Here is a 20,058-nt window from a genome sequence, read left to right as displayed (position 1 = left end):
ATTTCACTCGGCTTTTTTACTATCTTAAATGTTTACACTTTTGGTGCTAACATGAAACTCTTCGTAGGTTTCTAATAAACTCATTAAACCAGAAACTAGATCTTGGGTTTCTATTAAAATACCAAAATAAAGTGTTGTATTCTTTGGACTCGTTTCATCAGTTCTAATTCTTTCTACTTGTTTTTCAATAGAAGCAGAAAGTTCTTTTAAAAGTTCCTTCTTCTCTTCAATAATTTGAGGAAGATTATCAAAAGATTTGCTTTCAAACGTATTACTAATATCGTTCAATAACTTAGATAAAGTATTGTCGATATGTTTTAAATCCTTTATTTGACCTTTTTTAAGGTTTTTATGGTTGTTATTTACGTGTTTGTAAGTAGAACGAGAAATATAACTAATCGACTGTGCTACGTCCTGTAAATAGCCTAAAATTAAAATATAGAAACGACTTGCTTGTACTGATGTTTCATCAAGAGATTTAATAAAGTAAAAAACACCATCTTTTAAACTATCAATTTCATCGTTTAATTTAGTAACATGCTTGTCTGTCTTACGTAATTTAACCAAATCATGGGTAGCTAAATCGTTTACTACATTCGAATACAATTTGTTGATACGTTGCGCTACTTCAGCAATATGATCAGAACTTTCATCAATTACTCCGTTAATAGAAATCAATTCAGCACGTTCTACAAATAATTGTTTCTTTTCTTCTTTTGCCTTACGAGAATACATAATACTCGTTCTAACAAGCATTCCAATAACTACTAATAATAATACCGGAATCATCGCTTTGTCCCAGCTAATTAAATAAGCAACAATACCTGCAGCTACAAAAGCAACAATGGCGGTTAAGAACCAACCCGCTACAACATTAATTACTCCAGCTACTCTATATACAGCACTTTCACGTCCCCATGCTCTATCAGCTAAAGAGGTACCCATAGCTACCATAAAAGTTACATAAGTAGTAGATAAAGGTAATTTCATAGAGGTAGCAATAGAAATTAGTACACTAGCCATAATTAAGTTAACCGCTGCTCTTACCAAATCGAATGCCGGTAATTCATAGGTTTTATCTTTTGGTAACTTGATAACAGGTTTTTCAAACTTAGAGTTTAAGTACGCTTGCGTATTTTGAGGAACCAGCCAATTAAAACCTTGGTTGGTTACCATTGCTAAACGAACTACGATTCTTGATAAATTATTTGGTTGGAATTTTTCTTGTCCCTCTCCTTGACGAGACAAGTTAATTCCTGTTTCAATTACAGCTCTTGCTTTTTTAGAGGTCCATAAAGTAATAACCATGATTAATCCTGCTAATAATAATAACCATACATTAGATGGAACTTTCTTAGCTAATACTCCCATAGCAAATTCATTGGCAGCAACTCCTGAAAGTTGCCATTCTTCATATGAGTTTAAAGCAGCAATTGGTACTCCAATGAAGTTTACCAAGTCATTACCTGCAAAAGCCATGGCTAAAGAAAAAGTACCTACACCTATAATTAACACTAAAATATTAACTTTGAATAGTTTGATTAATAGATGTGAAATTGCGGTCCACATAATGAAACTACCTGCAATTATCATAGCGGTATTTCCTTCTAAAATTCCTTTTAAGTTACTGTAAAAAGGAGTTCCTTTTAAACCTTTGATGATAATAAAATAAGTGATTGCTGTTATGGCAAATCCACCAAATAAAGCGTTGATATAATTAGGTCTTTTTTCGAAATCAAAAGAATAGATGATTCTTGAGAAGTATTGAACAATAGCCCCCACCGTAAATGCGACGACTACGGAAATTACAATACCGAATATAATTTCTGTTGCTTTTTGAGTATTTATATAAGAGGCTAAATCAGAAATAGATTGTGCATCATTGGCAGAAATCTTGATTAAAGCGATAGCCACTGCCGATCCTAATAATTCAAAAACGATAGACACCGTTGTTGAGGTAGGCATTCCGAGGGAATTAAACACATCGAGGAGGAGAATATCGGTAATCATAACAGCCATAAAGATGTACATGATTTCTTCAAACATGAACATATTAGGGTTAAATATTCCCTTTCGAGCAACCTCCATCATTCCACTAGAAGTAATAGCACCAAAGAAAACACCAACACTAGCAATTATCATAATTGTTTTGATTGGAATTGCTTTTGAACCGATAGCTGAATTTAAGAAGTTTACAGCATCGTTACTTACTCCTACTACCAAATCTAAAATTGCCAAAGCCGCTAAAGCGACTAACATTAAAATAAACGGATCTCCCATTTCTGTCTTTAATTTAACCCGACAAATTTACGAAAAGCGGTGTGATAAGTAATGTTATTTTAATGTTATTAATAAAGACTTGTAAATCTAAATGTTAAATGTAATCTGATATGTTTTTTGGGCCTTCTAAGATAGTTCTAACAATCTTCATTGTACCATTTTCGTTGGTAATAACGTGCCATTTTATTAAGGTAATTTCATTGTTTTCTAACTCTAATCCAGTAATGCACCTTGGGTGAACACAACTACCATCGTTAAAATGAGGTAACTCATCATGAGAAGGAAATCTCGGACGATGTGTGTGTCCAGTAACAATCATTTGATTGTTGTTTTCTTTAATCCATTTTTCCAAACGATGTTCTACTTTAATCAGTTCTTTAAAGTTTTGTGCTGGACTTGTCGGATCCTTTATTCCAATTAATTGAAGAGGTCGCCATAAAATACGTACTAAGAACCTGCTTAATTTCCAAAAAGTATAGTTAAACCAATCTGCTTGATGTCCATGTAATAAAAAGATAGACTTACCATCTTCTTGAGTAAGTCGAATTGCTTCAGAAAAGGAAGCATTGATCATGAGCTCTTTTTCTTTATCATCGATAGTATCGTAGTAGTAAGCTAAATTCTTCTCTACTTTTTTGGGATTTCGATAATCCATATCATGATTTCCCCAAATAAAGTGAAGTCTGTTTTTTAAGTGAAACTCTTTTAATAGAAGATATACATGTTTATTAGCTTCAAAAATATTTTTAAAAGAGTTCTCCCATAACTCATCTCCATCACCTAATTCAATATATGTAAAGTCTTTTTGTAGGTACTGTTGTAACGCATACATGTAAATTTTTTTGTTATGCATAAAATCATCTGCAAAACTATTATCACCTCTATGACAATCTGAAAAGAAAACATATTTTGAGTCGATATTTAGAGGGAGCTTTTTAGCGTTTTTAAAAGCTCGAGTTATTCTAGTTTTTGAAGAAAACATACCTGTAATTTTAACAAGATAAAGATGCATAAAAAAACCCAAGTTTTAAAACTTGGGTTTTTAGATTTTATTGTAAAAGATAGATTATTATCTAACTCCAGGAGTAAAGTTCCCAGGAGCATCTTGAGGTGCGTTAGTTGTACCTGCAGCACCAGTGTCATTCCAAATATCCCATTCAGAGAATGTATATGTAGGGTTTCCTTCAGTAACCGAAGCTTTACGATACGCTCTACCATCTTCAAATTCGTGATTAGTGTTAGAACCATCTTCACCAGGAACACCAAAAACATCAACTACTTGTCCACTCGGATTCACTAACTCAAAGTTATCATCACCGTTTGTGTTAGCTGCACCCTCAGTTAAATCTGGAGCAAAACCAAAAGTAGCTTGGAATTTTGTCGCGTCAGCAGCAATAACAAATGCTTGTGCTGCGTTAATTGTATTTCCTGTTAAGTCAATAGAACTACTTGAAGGAGTAGTTGAACCATTCGTATATCTTCTAAGTGTCCATCCTGTTAAATCAATATTCTCTGTACCTGCATTATAAATTTCGATAAATCTTGCACCGAATTCATTGTTAGGATCCGCTAATTCAGAGAAGAATATTTTTGCTGGTCCAGCTGGAGTTGTTGAACCACAAGCATAATCTTCCGTGAAGTTTACATCAGTAGTATCTCTAATATAAATTTGAGGAGAATTAAATGAACTCATAACACCAGTTACCGTACCTTTTTTATCACTTACTTGATCTCCAGCAAAAGTAGCAGAGCTACTTACAAATGTTGCTAAAGCATCTGTACAATCTGAAGTGAATTCATTTGATCCAGAATATGTTTTAGTAATATCTTTAAATTGAACACCCTCAATAGAAACTAATTTACCTTGGTAGTCTCCCGTTAAAGCTTGAGCAATAGTAATAACTTCTGGAGTTGGTAACGTACCAGGAGTGTTGCTAATAATGTCTCCGGTAGATAAGTTTAATTGTAATAAACCTCTAAACTCACTTAATTTTAAACCACCAACAGCGATTTCGATTTCATCTCCTAAGTTTAAGTTGTAAGTATCACTAAAACGTAAAGCGATACCAGCACTTGCATCTTGTCCGAAAGCATTTCTGTTTGATGTATTTGCTTTAGATAAATCTGAAGTAACAACAATCTTAATTTTAGAGTTTTGAGTAATTGTAGTTTCACTTCCAGTATATAAAGCTTTAATTTCAGCTAAAGTGGCAGCTGTTGGGTTGTTGTTACAACCGTATTCCTGCGTAAAGTTTACATCATTTGTATCTCTGATGTATAATTGGTAATCACTACTAAACTTTCCTAAAACAGCAGTAACACTTCCTTTCATGTCAGGGATTAAAAAAGACTTAAAGTTTGCAAAACCACTAGTTCTCATAATAATCTTTTCAAAAGTTTCACAGCTCTTAAATGTTCTGTTTACAGAAAAAGTACTGTTAGGATCTGCATATGTTAATCCTTTTTGATCTGATTGTACGTTCTCAATTTTTACAAGAGTGTTGATCAAGTTATCTGTTAACTCCCCAATTTTTAAAGTAGTTGGAACGATGTCTGTTAATTCAGAAGAACGTTCAATATGGTTTCTATATTCAGATTCATCAATTCTATCAACGCTAGTACCACCGTTTGCTCCAATTTGGAAATTTGTAAAGTACTTACTTAAAGCTAAACCTTTTAATTTGATGTATACTTTTCTACCAACATTGTAAACTGCGTTTAAGTTAGTAGCATCAATTCTGATTTCTACACCAACTGTTGGATTTTCAGCTTTATCTTGGATAATTAATGTTTTAAAGTAGTTTCCTTCTCTATCATCAGAAATAACATATCCGTAAGTATTGATATCCTCTAAGTTGTTATCTTCAATGTATTGATCAAAATCTACTACTCCACCGTTATAAAGTGCTACAATATCACTTAAAGGCATTAAGTTCGTGTATTCTTTATCCTCTCCAACTGTTGGAAGAACAAAGTCATTATTATCTACACAAGATGTAGATATTGCAATAAATAAAATTGCAAAGATTTTATATAAATTAATTTTTTTCATTTTAGAGAGTATTATATTAGAATCTGTAATTTACATTAATAAAATAAGTTGTACCTCTTCCATACCAATATCTGTTACCGAAAGTAGGTTTTCCGTTAGCGTTATCATCACGAAGTTCAATATAGTTTGCAGTTCTTCCTTGTTCAAAACCACCTGTTTTATATTCTTCTCCAAAGATGTTGTTAATACTAGCAAATAAACCAATGTATTTACCATTACCAACTTTCCATGATTTACCACCAATAGCATTTACAACGAAGTAATCATCAAATTGCTCTTGTTGTAATAATTGTCTTGCTAATACTGGGTCATAACCTGGGAAAGGTTGTCCATCAACATCAGCTATAAAGTTTGTAGTTCTTCTAATAGGAGAAACATCAACAAATGCTTCATCTAAATAGTTTACAGTTGCTCCAAACCACCAGTAATCTGGGTCTCTATAATCAAATCCGAAAGAATATGCTTTTTGAGGTCCAGCTGCAATACGGTAATCTTTAAGATTAGATTGCCCTAAATCTCTTTTTCCGTCTACAAAACCTGGAGTATTTGCGTTTTCAGTAGTAATTACTAAGTTAGGATTGTTGTTATAAGTATATTGACCATAGTTAGCTGCAGCCTTTAAAGTTAAGGTAGGTGTTACTTTAGCTTCGATACCAAACTCAACACCAAAATGCCTTTTGTCAATTCCAGTTAAAATCTCTTGAATGAATGCTGAATTATCTCCTCCAATACCATCTGCAAAGAAGAAAGAAATTTCAGTAGCGTCATAAATGTCCGTAAAATATCCAGTTAACTTAGAGGTAATCATTGGACTTCTAAAAATATAACTAAGATCTCCAGATAAGATCTTTTCACTGTTTAATTCAGCTACATCAGCTACAGTTACGTTGTTTGCTCTAGAGTTAGAAAAAGAGTTTCTTAAAGAAGGAGCTTTAGAAATATATCCTCCATTGAAGTCAATTAAATGACGACCAGAAATTTTATACGTAAATCCTCCTTTTGCACCGTAGTTAAAGAAATCTAATTTTTCAGATTTACCTAAAGAGCTAGTCGGGAAATATCCATTTTGATATAAACCTTCTCTTTGGTGCGAAGTTTGACTAGCTTGACCAGCTACATAAAAATCAATTTTATTGTACTTAAATTGGAATTGAGCAAAACCACCATAGATTTCTGATTCGAAAATGTAGTTGTACTTAAATCTATCTCCAAGTCCGATAGTTCTGTTAGGTGTTAAAATATTACTTTGCTGTTGCTCAAAAGTATCACCAAAAGTATTTACATCTAAATATCCTTGCGCTCCTAACATATCAATCGGAGTAGCAAAGTTTTCAGATCTAAGTCTTCTATATTCTGCACTTGCAGTTAATGTAATATTGTCTGTTAATTCAGAAGATAAAATAGTGTTTGCAGTTAATTGCTTATCATCATTTCTATCTTCATACAAGATAACTCTTGCATTGTTTGGAGATCCTTCATTTCCAATAATTAAATCATCCCAGTTAATTTGACCATTTTCTTGGAAGTTAATCAATGATTTATAAGCATTTTCATAATCTGGTCCGTTAGGATTAGATAAATGCCAGCTTGGAAGGTATCTATAGTAAGTTGGATCTGGGTTATTAGCTCCGTTATAATCTAAACGGCTATTACCAATTTGCCCCCATTGATATCCCACATTTGTGTTTAACGTAGTGCTTTCAGAAATATCCCAGTAATGGTTTAACATTACGATTGGTTCATAAATTCTTCTTTCACGAGAGTTTCTCATTTTACCACCTTGGTACCCCCAATAAGAATTATACTTGATTCCGCGGATATCAAATACCTCTTGGGTATTAGGAGATGATTTACCTCTTTCGTTTTCAGCAGCAATAATAGTTAAGTTTAATGCATGACTATCACTGATTTGTTTTTCAACAGATAAAAATACAGAGTTAGCATCATAGAAAGTCCCATCAACATATCCTTCATTACCTGCTCTTCTACTTCCTGAAGCAGCAATAGACCAACCATTTTCCATTACACCTGAAGCATAAGTACCCATAATTCTGTGTACATAACTTCTGTTAGAAGAAGCATATGAAATTCTTCCTCCCTTTCTATATTGAGAAGCACGAGTATTAATATTAGTAGAACCTAAAGCACCTCCAAACGTATAGTTTGATGGAGTAAACCCATTACTAAATTCTTGATTACGTAATACATCGTTTAATCCACCCCAGTTACTCCATTGTGGTCTCCCGTTGTATAATTTGTTCATTTCAAGACCATTGATAAGTACTTTTCCATTTTCAGAATCTAAACCTCTAATTCTGTAAAAAGAACCACTCCATTCGAATGCAGCAGTACGTAAGTACGTATCTCTAGTTGCTTGTAATAATCCAGAAATGTTATCCGCAGCACTTGTATCATCATTCAATTCGTCATCTGTAATTGTGATGGTACTTAAATCTTGATCTTCAGAAATGTCTTCATATAATAAGACAGTTCCTAAATCAACAGTTTTGCCAGATAATTGTACTGGAAAGTTTTGGGTTTCATACCCATTAAGAGTAATCGTTACAATTTGTCTTCCATCAGATAAGTTTTGTAAAGTAAATGAACCATCAGCTCCTGTAAGAATACTGATACCTGCATCTTTTACACTAACAGAAGCACCTTGTAAGGGTTGCTCAGAATCGCCATTAAGAACGATTCCTTTTACAATGTTTTGCGCATTAATGCTTATTATACTAAAAAGCATAAGCAACATTGCTACTGTAAAATTTCTCATAAATGCTTGTTTATAAAATATTTAAATATTGATTCCCTAGGGTAGTTAAAAAACTCCAAAAGGGATGCAAAAGTAGCAAAATTATGATTACCCAAATGTTAACTAAACATTAACAAATCAAGGTTTAACATTCTAATGTATCTTTGGCTTGAATTTTGTCTTATTTTTGCCGTCGAAAATTTTTTTAAATGAAAAAAGTAATATTATTATTTATTGTAGCTTTTGGATTGTCAAACGTATACGCACAAAAGCAATATAAGATTAGAACATTAGCGTTTTATAATTTAGAAAACCTATTTGATCCTGTAAATGATCCAAATAAAGATGATGAGAAGAGTCCTATTATGGAGATGAATGGAGATAGAGAAAAGGTTTATGCGGATAAAATTGATAAACTAGGAGATGTTATTTTACAATTAGGAGCAGAGAAAGCAAAAACAAGTCCGACAATTTTAGGAGTTGCTGAGATTGAGAATAAAAGAGTGTTAGAAGACTTAGTTAATTCAGAAAAATTAAAAAAGAAGCGTTATGGTATAATTCACTTCGATTCTCCAGATAAAAGGGGTATTGATGTTGCCTTGTTATATCAAGGAAGATATTTTAAGCCGATTCATTTTGAAGCATTCAACCCTAATATTTATGCTCAGAATAAAAAGATTTATACGCGTGATATTTTATTGGTGTCTGGATATTTAGATGATGAGTTAATTCATGTTATAGTAAATCACTGGCCTTCTAGAAGAGGAGGAGAGGCAAAAAGTAGACCTTTACGTGAAAAAGCAGCATTTAAAGTAAAGCAGATTATTGAAAAGATTAAGGAAACAGACCCTAATCCTAAGGTTTTTATTATGGGTGACTTTAATGATGACCCTATAAATTCTAGCTTTAAAAATGTGTTGGAAACAAAATCAAAAAAGAAGAATGTAAATAAAGGAGATATTTATAATCCTTATGAAGATATGTTCCGTAGAGGATTTAATACATTAGGATATAGAGATAATATTAACTTATTTGATCAGATTTTATTTACAAGTCCAGTATTAGATAGAGGAGAAAAGGACTACTCAAGTTATAAAATGTTTAAATCAGGTATTTTTAACAAGAGATTTTTAACACAAAAGAAAGGACGATATAAGGGATACCCATTTAGAAGTTTTTCTTATGGAAAATATACAGGAGGGTATAGTGACCATTACCCAGTATATATGTATTTAATTAAAGAAAAATAGATACTTATAAAGAGCTTGCAAACGCAGGCTCTTTTTAGTTTTTACAAATATCAATTAAATAGCTATGAAGTCTAAGTTGAAAAAGTGTTCCTTTTAACAAATCATCTATTTGACCTAGTTCAACTTTAGATACTGCCATGCTCACTTTATGAGACGGTGTTTGTAACAATATTGACTTACATTTTTCTCCTTTAATACAAGTTACACAATTGGTTTGTGCTTTTGAATCTGCAACATTTTCCAAAAAATCTTCGATTTCAGAAGCGTTTAAGTGAAATCCAGTATCTCTAAAAATAATTTGGGTTAAGTTAGATTTTGATCCTTTCCATTGAAAAGAAATGCCAATGTCGTTGCTATATATTTTGTGAATACCTTCCATATGTTGTTGTTATATGAAAACAAATATATAAATTATTTAGAATTAATCTAAATAAAATTTACTGAATGTCTTTTAACATAAGTTGAAGAGATGTAAAACCATTCCAATGATTTTCTTCAATGCTATAACAAATATCGAATTCGTTTTGAATTAATGGATGTTTTTTTCCTAGTCCAAAACCAATAGCGTTATAGGTTTTACGGTCAGAACCATACAAAATATTTAGCTTTAGATGCGTTTGATCCGCTCCGACTTTTTTTCCATAACCATTGTCACGTACTGAACAGGTTTTAAAAGTAGGTTTCATATTTTGTGGTCCAAAGGGCCCCATTTGTCTAATGATTCTGTAAAATTTAGGTGTTACATTCATCAAGCTTAATTCAGTGTCTATAGCTATTTCTGGGATAAGTAAATCTTTATCAATCGTGTTTTTTACAACTTCTTCAAATTTACGTTTAAAGTTTTTGTATTGTTCGGGAAGCAACGTGAGTCCTGCAGCATATTTGTGCCCTCCAAATTGTTCAATAAACTCGGCACATTGTTCTAGGGCATTATATACATCAAACCCTTTTACCGATCGAGCCGAGGCTGCTAGTTTATCGCCACTTTTAGTGAAAACAAGTGTGGGTCTATAGTAAGTTTCTGTTAATCTTGAGGCAACAATACCAATAACTCCCTTGTGCCAATTTTTATCAAAAACAACAGTTGTAAAGTGTTCTTCCTCTTTGTTGTCTTCTATTTGTAATAATGCTTCTTGTGTAATTTGTTTGTCTAGTTCTTTACGGTCATTGTTAAACTTTTCAATTTCTGAAGCCGAGGCAATTGCAGAATCGAAGTCCATTTCGGTTAGCAACTCAACAGCATAGTTTCCATGTTTCATTCTACCAGCAGCATTAATTCTTGGAGCTATAACAAAAACAACATCTGTAACATTTAATTCTTCTTTATCTAATTGATAAATAAGAGCTTTAATACCGTTTCTAGGAGTTGAGTTAATAACCTGTAAACCGAAATAGGTAAGTATTCTGTTTTCTCCTGTAATAGGAACAATATCAGCAGCTATTGCTGTGGCAACTAGGTCTAAATACGCTGTTAAATCGTTAATGGTTTGGTTATGCGAATTGGCTAAGGCTTGTATGAGTTTAAACCCGACTCCACAACCACAAAGTTCTTTGTAAGGATACTCGCAATCTATTCTTTTTGGGTTTAGAATTGCCGTAGCTTTGGGAATTTCATTACCAGGTTTATGATGATCACAAATAATAAAATCAATTTCCTTTTCTTTAGCGTATGCTACTTTTTCAATGGCTTTTATACCGCAGTCTAAAGCAATTATTAAAGAAAAATCATTGTCGTGAGCGAAGTCTATTCCTTTGTAAGAAACCCCATAACCTTCTGCATATCTATCAGGAATGTATGTTGCAATATTGGGATATACGGTTTTTAAATAAGAATACATTAAAGAAACGGATGTGGTTCCATCTACATCATAATCTCCATAGATTAAGATATTTTCATTTTGAGATATCGCCTTTTCAATTCTTTCTACAGCTAAATCCATATCTTTCATTAGGTACGGATCATGTAAATCCTCTAAGGTTGGGCGAAAGAATTTTTTCGCTTCTTCAAAAGAAGTAATACCACGTTGAACAAGTAAAATTGCTAAGGTTTTATCAATGTTTAACTCTCTAGCCAATAAGTGTACAATTTCCGAATCGGGTTGCGGCTTAACTGTCCAACGCATATGAATTATTTGTTATGAAAATGAATATTGGTATTTACTTTAGAGAATTGACGAAACATTTCCATTACTCCACAATATTTTTCTTTAGATAGATGAACGGCTTTGGTAATTTTTTTTTCGTCTAAATCAGTACCATAAAAATGGTAGTCAACAGTAACTGTATGGTATGTTTTAGGGTGTTCTTCAGTAAGTTCAGCTTCTACTTCCATTTTATAGTCATCTATCTCTACTCTCATCTTATTTAAAAGAGAAACAACGTCTAAGCCAGAACATCCAGCAAGAGAAGAAAGCATCATTGCTTTTGGTCCTAATCCTTTGTTTGTTCCTCCGTTTTCTTCTGAAGTATCAATTAAAACTTTATGTCCACTTGGGTTGTCTGATTCAAACAACATGTTTTCTTTCCAGGTAGTAGTTATTTTATGAGAAGCCATATGTAAATAATTTTTTGTTTCTTGCGTAAGCTCTTTTGTGTATGTCGACAAATATTGTCGAATCTTTACACAAACTTAGTATAAAAAGTTAGTATTAAAAATTAAAAAATAAAACAATGCCATTAGTAACACCTCTAGATCCAAATCATGATGATGAAACAAAACGTTTGTCTGATTTTTATAATGAAACGCTAGGTTTTTGCCCGAATTCTGTTTTAACAATGCAACGAAGACCGGATATCTCAAAAGCGTTTATCAATTTAAACAAAGCAGTAATGGCAAACCAGGGTAGAGTAACTTCTGCTTTAAAAAGAATGATTGCTTGGGTAAGTAGTAATGCTACAGGTTGTCGTTATTGTCAAGCGCATGCTATTAGGGCGGCAGAAAGATATGGAGCGGAGCAAGAAAAGTTAGATAATATTTGGGAGTATAAAACGCATCCAGCGTTTTCAGATGCAGAACGTGCTGCCTTAGATTTTTCGTTGGCTGCTTCAATGGTTCCAAATATGGTTGATGAAGAAATTAAAACCCGCTTATATGAACACTGGAATGAGGGTGAGATTGTTGAAATGTTAGGAGTGATTTCATTGTTTGGGTATTTAAACCGTTGGAATGACTCAATGGGAACTAGTATTGAAGATGGAGCTGTAGAATCTGGTGAGCAATATTTAGGTAAGCATGGTTGGGAAAAAGGAAAACATGCTTAACCTTTTATGGTTTCAAAAAAAAACTTATATTAGTAAACATAAGATGAAAGTCTTCTCTCGCGAGAAGACTTTCTTTTAAACCTTTCCTATTTTATAGAAAATTTTGAAAGGTTCCCCCATAAATCATCTATAACAAGATAATCGTGTAGCAAATTAAGGCATACACGAGCTAGTTCTTGTTGTAATAACTGCAAATTTTTTTTTTAGGATTTGCATTATTTGTTAATAACTTAACTTAATTGATTTATGGAGAGGAGTAAAGAAAATCTTTTCAAAAAAATAGTAGAAAAATTACCTAAAAATGTGTTATTAGTAGAGGATATAGCAGATGTTCTTGAAATAAGCTACGATGCTGCATATAGGCGTTTAAAGGGGAAGACAAATCTTTCTTTTGAAGAAGGAATGAAATTAGCAGAGCATTATGGTATTTCTTTAAATAGTTTATATGGTTTTTCTAATTTAAGCAATCACAACTTTTTTAAAATTTCAAAAAATAATTATAGGAACTCCTCAGAAGGGCTATATGACTTTTTTAAAAGCTCTAGTGTTTTTTTAGAAGCATTTAGCAACAAGGGTGAAAAATCTGTATTCTATCAAGCAGCTAAGGATGTTCCGGTATATCATATACCTACAGATACGCTATATGGTAGATTTAGGCTATATGCTTATTTAAATGTGTATTCGGGGTTTTCGACCAATAGTTTTACCAGTTTTAAAAAGTTTGTTCCACCTGTAAAGGTGATTGAAGAGTCTAAGAGATTTAAAGATTCGTTTAAAAAGTTTAATGCAGTTGAAATTTGGAGTGATACAACTATTAATAGCTTGTTGTATCAGGTGTATTATTTTTATGAAGCTAAGTTTATAGAAAAGGTACAGGCTATGCAAATGTGCGATGAGATAAAAAGAATGATTGAGAAGGTGGAGGTAAATTCAAAAAAAGGAGAGTGGGGAAAGAACGGTAAAGGCAGTAAATTTGATCTTTACAACAATCAGTTAATTAGTCTTGGTAATGAAGCACTCTTTAAATCAAAGAGTAAAAAGACATTGTTTATTCATTATACAAATTTATCTCATTTTAGAGTAGAAGAAGAATTAACAAGCAATGAGGCTGATTACTTTTTTAAAAAACAACTACAATTTTCAAAGAAAGTCTCTGGTAATGCTGAAGTAGAACGAAAATTGTTCTTTAATAGAATGTATGATAAGGTGCAAAAACTAAAAGATCAGATAGAAGTGAAGAGTAACATTTCCTTTATATAAAAAAAGCCCTGGTTAACCAGGGCTTTTTTAGTGTTTATCTTAACAAGAAATTACTTCTTTAATAAATCTCTAATTTCAGCTAAAAGCTCTTCTTGACTCGGTCCTTTTGGTGCTTCTGGAGCTGGCTCTTCTTTTTTCTTCATTGCATTCACTCCTTTTACAATCATAAACATTACAAAAGCAACAATGATAAAATCGATAACATTCGTTAAAAACTCTCCGTACATTACAGCGACTTCACCAGTAACTTTACCAGCATCATCAGTAACACCTTCTTTAATAATGTACTTTAAATCTTTAAAGTCTGCATTGAATAATAATCCGATTAAAGGAGAAACAATTCCTCCAGTAAATGAAGCAACCACTTTGTTGAAAGCAGCACCCATAACAAAACCTACTGCAATGTCGACTAAATTGCCTTTCATTGCAAAGTCTTTAAACTCTTTGAGCATTCCCATTTTTTTTGATTTAATAGTTAATTGATTTGAAAAGTACTAAAAAATTAGCTTTTAACCAATCTTTTTACTCTTTGCGAGATAGCTGTAATCGTTTCGTACGGGATGGTTTCGCATTTGTGTGCGATATATTCGATATGCTGTTGATGATTAAAAATAATTACTTCATCACCTTCTTTACAATCAATCTTTGTAACATCTACCATAATCATGTCCATACAAACATTTCCAATTATGGGTGCAGGTTGATTGTTAACAATCACAAATCCTTCTTTGTTTCCCAATCTTCTTGAAATTCCATCTGCATGTCCAATAGGAATCGTAGCACTTCTTGTAGGAGAACTGGCTACAAAAGCTCTGTTGTAACCAACGGTTTCGCCTGGTTGTACTAAGTGAATTTGTGAAATAATTGATTTTAAACTATGAGTATTCTTAAGTTGTCCAGTTATTTCTGGATGGTTTCCAAAACCATATAAACCAATGCCAAGACGTACCATGTCAAATTGGGCGTTGGTGTAATTTATGATACCAGAAGTATTTAATATATGAATCATCGGTTCGTATCCTAAATGCTGATATATCTGTTTAATAATATATGCAAAGTTGTTTATTTGCCCTATGGTAAACTCTTGTTCATTAGGATCTTCACTAGCTGCTAAATGAGAAAATATTGATTCAACTTTTATATTGTTAGATTGTTTTAGTGCAGTTAAAATAGCAGGTACATCAGAGTGCCAAAAACCTAACCTGTTTAAACCTGTGTTAAACTTAATATGAATTGGGTAGTTCATTAAAGGAGCTTCGTCAGCTAATTGTAAAAATGCGTCAAGAATTTTAAAATTATAAAGATTCGGTTCTAATCTATATTTTACAATGTCCTTTAAATTCTCTACTTGAGGATGTAAGACTAAAATAGGAGTTTTTATACCTGATTCACGAAGTATAATTCCTTCAGAAGAATATGCAACAGCGAAATAATCAACCTTGTCCTGAACAATTTTGGCAATTTCAACAGCATCACTACCATAGCCAAAAGCCTTCACAACAACTAGAATTTTTGTTTTAGGTTGAAGTTTTTGTTTAAAGTAATTTAGGTTATGCAAAATGGCATTTGCATCAATTTCTAAAACAGTTACATGATTATTCATTGCTGGTTCCTTCTTTTTCGTTTTGACTCTGTTGTTCTCTTATTGCTTTGTAATAAGCAGCTCTGCTTAAAGGCTCGTATTCTTGGGTTTCTCCAAGAAGTACTAAGTCATCACTTTGTGCTTTTCTATGACTGTAATGTGCTAAGTTACCAGTTCTGGTACAAACGGCATGCACTTTTGTAACATATTCTGCGGTAGCCATAAGTGCTGGCATAGGACCAAATGGTTTTCCTTTGAAATCCATATCGAGTCCGGCAACAATAACGCGAATTCCTCTATTAGCTAAGTCGTTACAAACAGCTACGATTTCATCGTCAAAAAACTGCGCTTCATCAATTCCAACTACGTCTACATCATTAGCCAATAGCCGAATATTAGATGAAGCCGGTACAGGTGTAGAACGAATTCTATTATCATTATGAGACACTACTTCTTCATCGTCATAACGGGTGTCAACTGCCGGTTTAAAAATCTCTACACGTTGCTTAGCAAACTGTGCGCGTTTTAAACGACGAATTAATTCTTCGGTTTTGCCTGAAAACATTGAGCCACAAATTACCTCAATCCAACCAAATTGTTCTGTATGATTTACTGTATTTTCAAGAAACATTTTGTAATTTTAAGCTCTAATTATTGATATTTGCATTTCTTTCGAATAGGGAACAAATTTATTAAAATTTAAGAGTAAATATTAAATTCAAACAACAACTTATGCACAAAAAACTTGCATCCGATTTAACTAGTTTAGCACACAGCATTTTAAAAATGAAAAATAAAGACGATGTGTTTGCGTTGAAGGAAAAAGCACATGAAGTTTATGAAAAGCTATCTGTATTGGCTTATGTAGAGGAGTATATAAATAATACACCTAATGCAACAAAAACCAAAGAAGAGTTGTTAGAAGAGGTGTCTCTTGCTGAAGTAAAAAGGATAGAAAGTCAAAATAAAATTGAAGAACCGTTAGTTGAAGAGGATAGGATTATTCATCAATTAGAAGAAGATATAGAAGCGGAAGTAGAACAAGAGGCAGAAGAGATTGCTGAAAAAGTAATCGAGGAAATAACGGAAGAAAAGATTGAGTTGAAGTTGGTAGAAGAGATTATAGAACAACCTTTTGATGAATTAGAAGAAATATTGTTTAATAATGACACTACCAAGAATGATGTTAAAGATGTAGGAGAAAGAAAAACACCAACGTTAGAAGAGGAGTTAGAAGATACACTCCCAGTTGATGTGATGGCAAATCTATTTGAAAAAGCAGAAGTTAAAAAAACATTGAATGATCGTTTGCAAAGTTCAATTCAAATTGATTTAAATGATCGTATTGCTTTTGTGAAACATTTGTTTAATGGAGATCAAGCAGATTTTAATCGAGTAGTATCTCAATTAAATACAATGAAAACAGAAAAAGAGGCAAAAAAGTTTATCACTAAAATGGTGAAGCCGGATTATGACTGGTCAGAAAAAGAAACTTATGAAACCCGTTTATTGGAAATAATTGAAAGAAGATTTGCTTAAATGAAATCTGATATAATAGTAGTTCATACACATTTTCATAAGCGAAGAACTGGTGTTACAAGAAGTGTAGAAAATGTAATGCCTTATCTACAAAAAATAGCGCCTACTTATTTATATGGATATGGAGTTGATGGAGAAAAGATTTCTACTAAAGAATTAAAAAAGTTGATTTTCTCTGATAAAAAAGTAGTGGTTCATTGTCATAGAAATAATGAGATAATGAAAATGCTTTATTATCGTCTTTTAGGGGCGAAATTTAAGTTGGTTTCTACTCGTCATGCAGAGAGTAAACCTTCTGGTTTAACTAGGTTCTTGCTTAAAAAATCAGATTCGGTTATTACCTTAACAAATTCGATGCATCAAGCTTTGGGAATAGAAAATACAAAAGTAGCACATGGTGTGAATACAGATATGTTTCATCCTAAAGAAAATGTTTCTCTAAGTAATGTTCAGCAAGAAAATATAATTATTTGCGCAGGAAGAGTTCGAAAGGCCAAAGGGCAAATAGTTTTATTGGAAGGAGCTGTAGAAGTACTGAAAAATAATCGAGATTGGGCTTTGGTAATTGTGGGTAAGGTTGATAAACCACCATTTTTAGAAGAGATGAAAACTATTGTTAATAAACATGATGTTGTAAATCAAGTGTACTTTGTAGATGAGACTCCAGATATTGTAATGTATTATCAAGCAGCGAAAGTTGCAGTAGTTCCTTCTTTTACTGAAGGTTTTTCTTTAGTTTGTGCTGAAGCCATGTCATGTGGAAATACAGTTGTTGCAACAAAAGATGTAGGTGTTCATTCTGAATTGATTACCAATAATAAGTCTGGTTATTTGTTTGAGGCAGGTAGTTTTCAGGAGCTTGAGAAAATACTCTTTAATTTAGTTGAAGATGGGTCTAAGGACTTAGGAGAAGAAGGAAGAAAAGAGATTGTTCAAAATTGGAGTGCTAAGAAAGAAGCGGAAGAATTGTTTAAAGTATACAAGGGGATAACAGGGTGATTACCCCTTTATACTCTTGGTAAACTATTGTTGTAAAAGTATCTTTTTTTATGGTTGTAAAGAAGTTACAATATAGTCATAGAAGTTGGTTTTACTTGGAAAAGTGGGATTTACAACTTGGTCTTTCATAAGATTTTTTCTTTAAGGGTTTATCCCCTTTTTTGTAATGTCTAACTTGGTAGCTATGGAGTTTAGAAGTTTATTTTTTAAATTTGTTCTCATAAGGAAATAGATTACATTAAAAACTCCTATCTATTTCTTCTTGAAAAGTTTATACCTCTTTAAATACCCCACAAAAAACACTAACTCGGGCCAAGGATAGAGCAATTATATCCGATTTTTTTAAAATGACATATGGTTTTGTGAAGTAACACATAAATCAAATTGCGTTTTGCATCTGTTGTTTGATGTTTAAATGCTAAGATGTTTATAGAGCCAACTATTAAGAAACATAGAAAAATAATAAGAGTTCTTATAGAGGGGGTGTATTTTAGAGGATTTCTTTCACTTTAGGTTTACGTTTTTTAGTTCCTCTAAATACACTCCATATATAAAGTTTTAATTAGCAATGATTAAAAAGAAAAGCTAAATTGATTCATCAATTTAGCTTTTTTATATAAAAAGAGTTCCTATGTTAGATCTTAAATGTTAATACAGGTTTTAAGACATTATTGGAAAGATCAAGGGATATACTTCCGTTAAAAAAACGAGAGAGTCCACTTCTGCCATGTGTTGCAATAGAAACTAGGTCAATATTGTTTTCGTCTGAAAAATTAAGAATACCTTCAACTACACTTTTATCATTGTATATAGAAATGTGATATTTAGGAATGTTATATTTAGAAACGAATTTTTCTACAATTTGTTTAGCTTCTGTTGTGTTTTGAAATTTTTGTGGAGTGTTGATTTTTAAGAAATAAATGTCAGGGTTAAAAGCTGTAGCGAAATCTAAAAAGCCTTTTAAAGCTTCGTCTTCATCTTTTTCAAAAGTAGAAGCAAATGCCATTTTATCAAACTTAAAATCATTACTATCTTTTTTGGTTACTAATACAGGAATGTTTAAGCTTCTAACTGTTTTTTCTGTATTTGAACCAATTAAAATTTCATCTAATGCGGTGTGCCCTTTAGATCCCATAATAATGAGATTGGCGCCTATTTTTGTTGAGTAATCTCTAATTCCTTCAAAAGGATTTTGAAATCGAATGGCATGTTTTACATTGTTTGGATTGTCAAAAAAGGTTTCTTTAAATGTAACAAGTTTATCTCTAATTGTTCGGATGTATAACATACTTTCAGGGATGCTGAAATTAGACCCTGCTCCCATGTCTACAATTCCAGAAGGAATCTCAATTAAATGTAATAAATGTACCTCGCTTTTAGTTTTTTCAATTATCCTAGAAGCTAGTGTTGCAGCATATTCTGAATGCTTAGAGAAATCGATAGGAATTAGTATTTTTTTCATAAAGGTGGGTTTTAAGAGAGAGTCTCATAAAGATAGGAAAAAATACAGTGCAAAGCTATTTGTATATTAATGAATTACTTACTATATTTGCATCGAAATTTATAAACAAGATAAATGAAGGGGACGTGAGTCCCCTCTTTTTATACCTAGAATGAATCAAGAGAGAGTTAAAGAGTTATTACAAGAGGCGTTGGCGGAGAATGAATCATTGTTTTTGATTGATTTGCAGTTTCTTGCAAATAGTAAGATTAAGGTCATTGTAGATGGAGATGCAGGAGTTCCTTTAAGCGAATGTGTTCGAATAAGTAGAAATATAGAACATAATTTAGATCGAGAAGAAGAAGATTTCTCACTAGAGGTAACTACACCAGATATTGCACATCCTTTAATGGTTAGAAGACAGTATAAAAAGAATGTGAGTAGAATTCTAAAGGTGAAAACGGAAACTGAAGAATTTGAAGGTACGTTAACTGAGGTAACTGATAGTGATATTACGTTACACTGGAAAACTAGAGAGCCTAAACCAATAGGTAAAGGAAAGCATACGGTAGAAAAAGAGAAAACACTAGCGTATGATGAGATTAAAGAAGCAAAAGTGAAGATTATATTTTAACAATA

17 protein-coding genes are annotated in these 20,058 nt (G+C 32.4%); 6 read left to right on the top strand and 11 right to left on the bottom strand.

What is annotated here, in order from left to right; all coding sequences use genetic code 11:
* Window positions 1-24: 24 nt before the first annotated feature.
* The 4 genes from ABNT22_RS17625 to ABNT22_RS17610 all read right to left on the bottom strand — a co-directional run bounded on the left by ABNT22_RS17625 (window position 25) and on the right by ABNT22_RS17610 (window position 8,108).
* Window positions 25-2,280 carry an inorganic phosphate transporter gene (locus tag ABNT22_RS17625; RefSeq protein ID WP_348718024.1) on the bottom strand — a complete coding sequence of 752 codons (2,256 nt, stop codon included), beginning with the start codon at window positions 2,278-2,280 and terminating at the stop codon, window positions 25-27.
* Window positions 2,281-2,374: 94 nt separating this feature from the next.
* Window positions 2,375-3,262, bottom strand: a complete 888-nt coding sequence (locus ABNT22_RS17620; RefSeq protein WP_348718023.1) for a metallophosphoesterase — start codon at window positions 3,260-3,262, stop codon at window positions 2,375-2,377.
* Window positions 3,263-3,349: 87 nt separating this feature from the next.
* On the bottom strand, window positions 3,350-5,332 hold the full coding sequence (locus ABNT22_RS17615) for a DUF5689 domain-containing protein (protein WP_348718022.1): 1,983 nt from the start codon (window positions 5,330-5,332) through the stop codon (window positions 3,350-3,352).
* Between the two features lie 16 nt (window positions 5,333-5,348).
* Entirely contained in the window at window positions 5,349-8,108 is a 2,760-nt protein-coding gene (locus ABNT22_RS17610) for a TonB-dependent receptor (protein ID WP_348718021.1), read from the bottom strand.
* 188 nt (window positions 8,109-8,296) lie between these two features.
* On the opposite strand from ABNT22_RS17610, the gene ABNT22_RS17605 reads away from it, so the two are divergent.
* A complete protein-coding gene (locus ABNT22_RS17605; RefSeq protein ID WP_348718020.1) occupies window positions 8,297-9,337 on the top strand; it encodes an endonuclease/exonuclease/phosphatase family protein in 1,041 nt (346 codons plus the stop codon).
* A 34-nt stretch (window positions 9,338-9,371) separates the two neighbouring features.
* Here ABNT22_RS17605 and ABNT22_RS17600 read toward each other — a convergent pair whose 3' ends face one another.
* Genes ABNT22_RS17600 through ABNT22_RS17590 form a run of 3 tightly spaced genes read right to left on the bottom strand, consistent with a single transcriptional unit; the run spans window position 9,372 to window position 11,891 of the window.
* Window positions 9,372-9,716 carry a hypothetical protein gene (locus ABNT22_RS17600; protein WP_348718018.1) on the bottom strand — a complete coding sequence of 115 codons (345 nt, stop codon included), beginning with the start codon at window positions 9,714-9,716 and terminating at the stop codon, window positions 9,372-9,374.
* 58 nt (window positions 9,717-9,774) lie between these two features.
* Window positions 9,775-11,460 (bottom strand): single-stranded-DNA-specific exonuclease RecJ, encoded by a 1,686-nt coding sequence (recJ, locus tag ABNT22_RS17595; protein WP_348718016.1) that lies wholly within the window; start codon window positions 11,458-11,460, stop codon window positions 9,775-9,777.
* A gap of 5 nt (window positions 11,461-11,465) precedes the next feature.
* Window positions 11,466-11,891 (bottom strand): OsmC family protein, encoded by a 426-nt coding sequence (locus ABNT22_RS17590; protein ID WP_348718015.1) that lies wholly within the window; start codon window positions 11,889-11,891, stop codon window positions 11,466-11,468.
* Window positions 11,892-12,007: 116 nt separating this feature from the next.
* Between ABNT22_RS17590 and ABNT22_RS17585 the strand changes: the two genes are divergently transcribed.
* A complete protein-coding gene (locus tag ABNT22_RS17585; RefSeq protein WP_348718014.1) occupies window positions 12,008-12,598 on the top strand; it encodes a carboxymuconolactone decarboxylase family protein in 591 nt (196 codons plus the stop codon).
* Window positions 12,599-12,844: 246 nt separating this feature from the next.
* Window positions 12,845-13,858: a hypothetical protein gene (locus tag ABNT22_RS17580; protein ID WP_348718013.1), complete on the top strand. Its 1,014-nt coding sequence runs from the start codon at window positions 12,845-12,847 to the stop codon at window positions 13,856-13,858.
* A 50-nt stretch (window positions 13,859-13,908) separates the two neighbouring features.
* Here ABNT22_RS17580 and mscL read toward each other — a convergent pair whose 3' ends face one another.
* From mscL to ABNT22_RS17565, 3 genes are read right to left on the bottom strand one after another with little or no spacing between them, the layout of a single operon-like run.
* On the bottom strand, window positions 13,909-14,310 hold the full coding sequence (gene mscL, locus ABNT22_RS17575) for a large-conductance mechanosensitive channel protein MscL (RefSeq protein WP_348718308.1): 402 nt from the start codon (window positions 14,308-14,310) through the stop codon (window positions 13,909-13,911).
* Window positions 14,311-14,360: 50 nt separating this feature from the next.
* Entirely contained in the window at window positions 14,361-15,461 is a 1,101-nt protein-coding gene (alr, locus tag ABNT22_RS17570; protein WP_348718012.1) for an alanine racemase, read from the bottom strand.
* Window positions 15,454-16,071, bottom strand: coding sequence for a thymidine kinase (locus ABNT22_RS17565; RefSeq protein WP_348718011.1), 618 nt, complete (start codon window positions 16,069-16,071; stop codon window positions 15,454-15,456). Before ABNT22_RS17565 ends, alr begins: the two co-directional genes overlap by 8 nt.
* Window positions 16,072-16,226: 155 nt before the next feature.
* Between ABNT22_RS17565 and ABNT22_RS17560 the strand changes: the two genes are divergently transcribed.
* Window positions 16,227-16,979 (top strand): hypothetical protein, encoded by a 753-nt coding sequence (locus ABNT22_RS17560; RefSeq protein WP_348727183.1) that lies wholly within the window; start codon window positions 16,227-16,229, stop codon window positions 16,977-16,979.
* Window positions 16,980-17,978, top strand: coding sequence for a glycosyltransferase family 4 protein (locus ABNT22_RS17555; RefSeq protein WP_348718009.1), 999 nt, complete (start codon window positions 16,980-16,982; stop codon window positions 17,976-17,978).
* Window positions 17,979-18,612: 634 nt separating this feature from the next.
* Here ABNT22_RS17555 and ABNT22_RS17550 read toward each other — a convergent pair.
* Window positions 18,613-19,440, bottom strand: coding sequence for a universal stress protein (locus tag ABNT22_RS17550; protein WP_348718008.1), 828 nt, complete (start codon window positions 19,438-19,440; stop codon window positions 18,613-18,615).
* A gap of 151 nt (window positions 19,441-19,591) precedes the next feature.
* On the opposite strand from ABNT22_RS17550, the gene rimP reads away from it, so the two are divergent.
* Window positions 19,592-20,053, top strand: a complete 462-nt coding sequence (gene rimP / locus ABNT22_RS17545; RefSeq protein ID WP_348718006.1) for a ribosome assembly cofactor RimP — start codon at window positions 19,592-19,594, stop codon at window positions 20,051-20,053.
* Window positions 20,054-20,058: the final 5 nt, after the last annotated feature.

The organism is Tenacibaculum sp. 190130A14a (assembly GCF_964048965.1).
GTDB classification, from domain to species: Bacteria; Bacteroidota; Bacteroidia; order Flavobacteriales; family Flavobacteriaceae; genus Polaribacter; species Polaribacter polynesiense.
Note: the sequence above shows the minus strand (reverse complement) of the source record. Positions and strands in the feature narration are given on the sequence as shown.

Excerpts from the sequence above, each read along its gene's own strand:
- alr (WP_348718012.1), bottom strand. The coding sequence starts at position 15,461 with ATGAATAATCATGTAACTGTTTTAGAAATTGATGCAAATGCCATTTTG.
- ABNT22_RS17590 (WP_348718015.1), bottom strand. The coding sequence starts at position 11,891 with ATGGCTTCTCATAAAATAACTACTACCTGGAAAGAAAACATGTTGTTT.
- recJ (WP_348718016.1), bottom strand. The coding sequence starts at position 11,460 with ATGCGTTGGACAGTTAAGCCGCAACCCGATTCGGAAATTGTACACTTA.
- ABNT22_RS17610 (WP_348718021.1), bottom strand. The coding sequence starts at position 8,108 with ATGAGAAATTTTACAGTAGCAATGTTGCTTATGCTTTTTAGTATAATA.
- ABNT22_RS17550 (WP_348718008.1), bottom strand. The coding sequence starts at position 19,440 with ATGAAAAAAATACTAATTCCTATCGATTTCTCTAAGCATTCAGAATAT.
- ABNT22_RS17585 (WP_348718014.1), top strand. The coding sequence starts at position 12,008 with ATGCCATTAGTAACACCTCTAGATCCAAATCATGATGATGAAACAAAA.
- rimP (WP_348718006.1), top strand. The coding sequence starts at position 19,592 with ATGAATCAAGAGAGAGTTAAAGAGTTATTACAAGAGGCGTTGGCGGAG.
- ABNT22_RS17620 (WP_348718023.1), bottom strand. The coding sequence starts at position 3,262 with ATGTTTTCTTCAAAAACTAGAATAACTCGAGCTTTTAAAAACGCTAAA.
- ABNT22_RS17580 (WP_348718013.1), top strand. The coding sequence starts at position 12,845 with ATGGAGAGGAGTAAAGAAAATCTTTTCAAAAAAATAGTAGAAAAATTA.
- ABNT22_RS17565 (WP_348718011.1), bottom strand. The coding sequence starts at position 16,071 with ATGTTTCTTGAAAATACAGTAAATCATACAGAACAATTTGGTTGGATT.
- ABNT22_RS17555 (WP_348718009.1), top strand. The coding sequence starts at position 16,980 with ATGAAATCTGATATAATAGTAGTTCATACACATTTTCATAAGCGAAGA.
- ABNT22_RS17625 (WP_348718024.1), bottom strand. The coding sequence starts at position 2,280 with ATGGGAGATCCGTTTATTTTAATGTTAGTCGCTTTAGCGGCTTTGGCA.
- ABNT22_RS17615 (WP_348718022.1), bottom strand. The coding sequence starts at position 5,332 with ATGAAAAAAATTAATTTATATAAAATCTTTGCAATTTTATTTATTGCA.
- ABNT22_RS17605 (WP_348718020.1), top strand. The coding sequence starts at position 8,297 with ATGAAAAAAGTAATATTATTATTTATTGTAGCTTTTGGATTGTCAAAC.
- ABNT22_RS17560 (WP_348727183.1), top strand. The coding sequence starts at position 16,227 with ATGAAAAATAAAGACGATGTGTTTGCGTTGAAGGAAAAAGCACATGAA.
- mscL (WP_348718308.1), bottom strand. The coding sequence starts at position 14,310 with ATGCTCAAAGAGTTTAAAGACTTTGCAATGAAAGGCAATTTAGTCGAC.
- ABNT22_RS17600 (WP_348718018.1), bottom strand. The coding sequence starts at position 9,716 with ATGGAAGGTATTCACAAAATATATAGCAACGACATTGGCATTTCTTTT.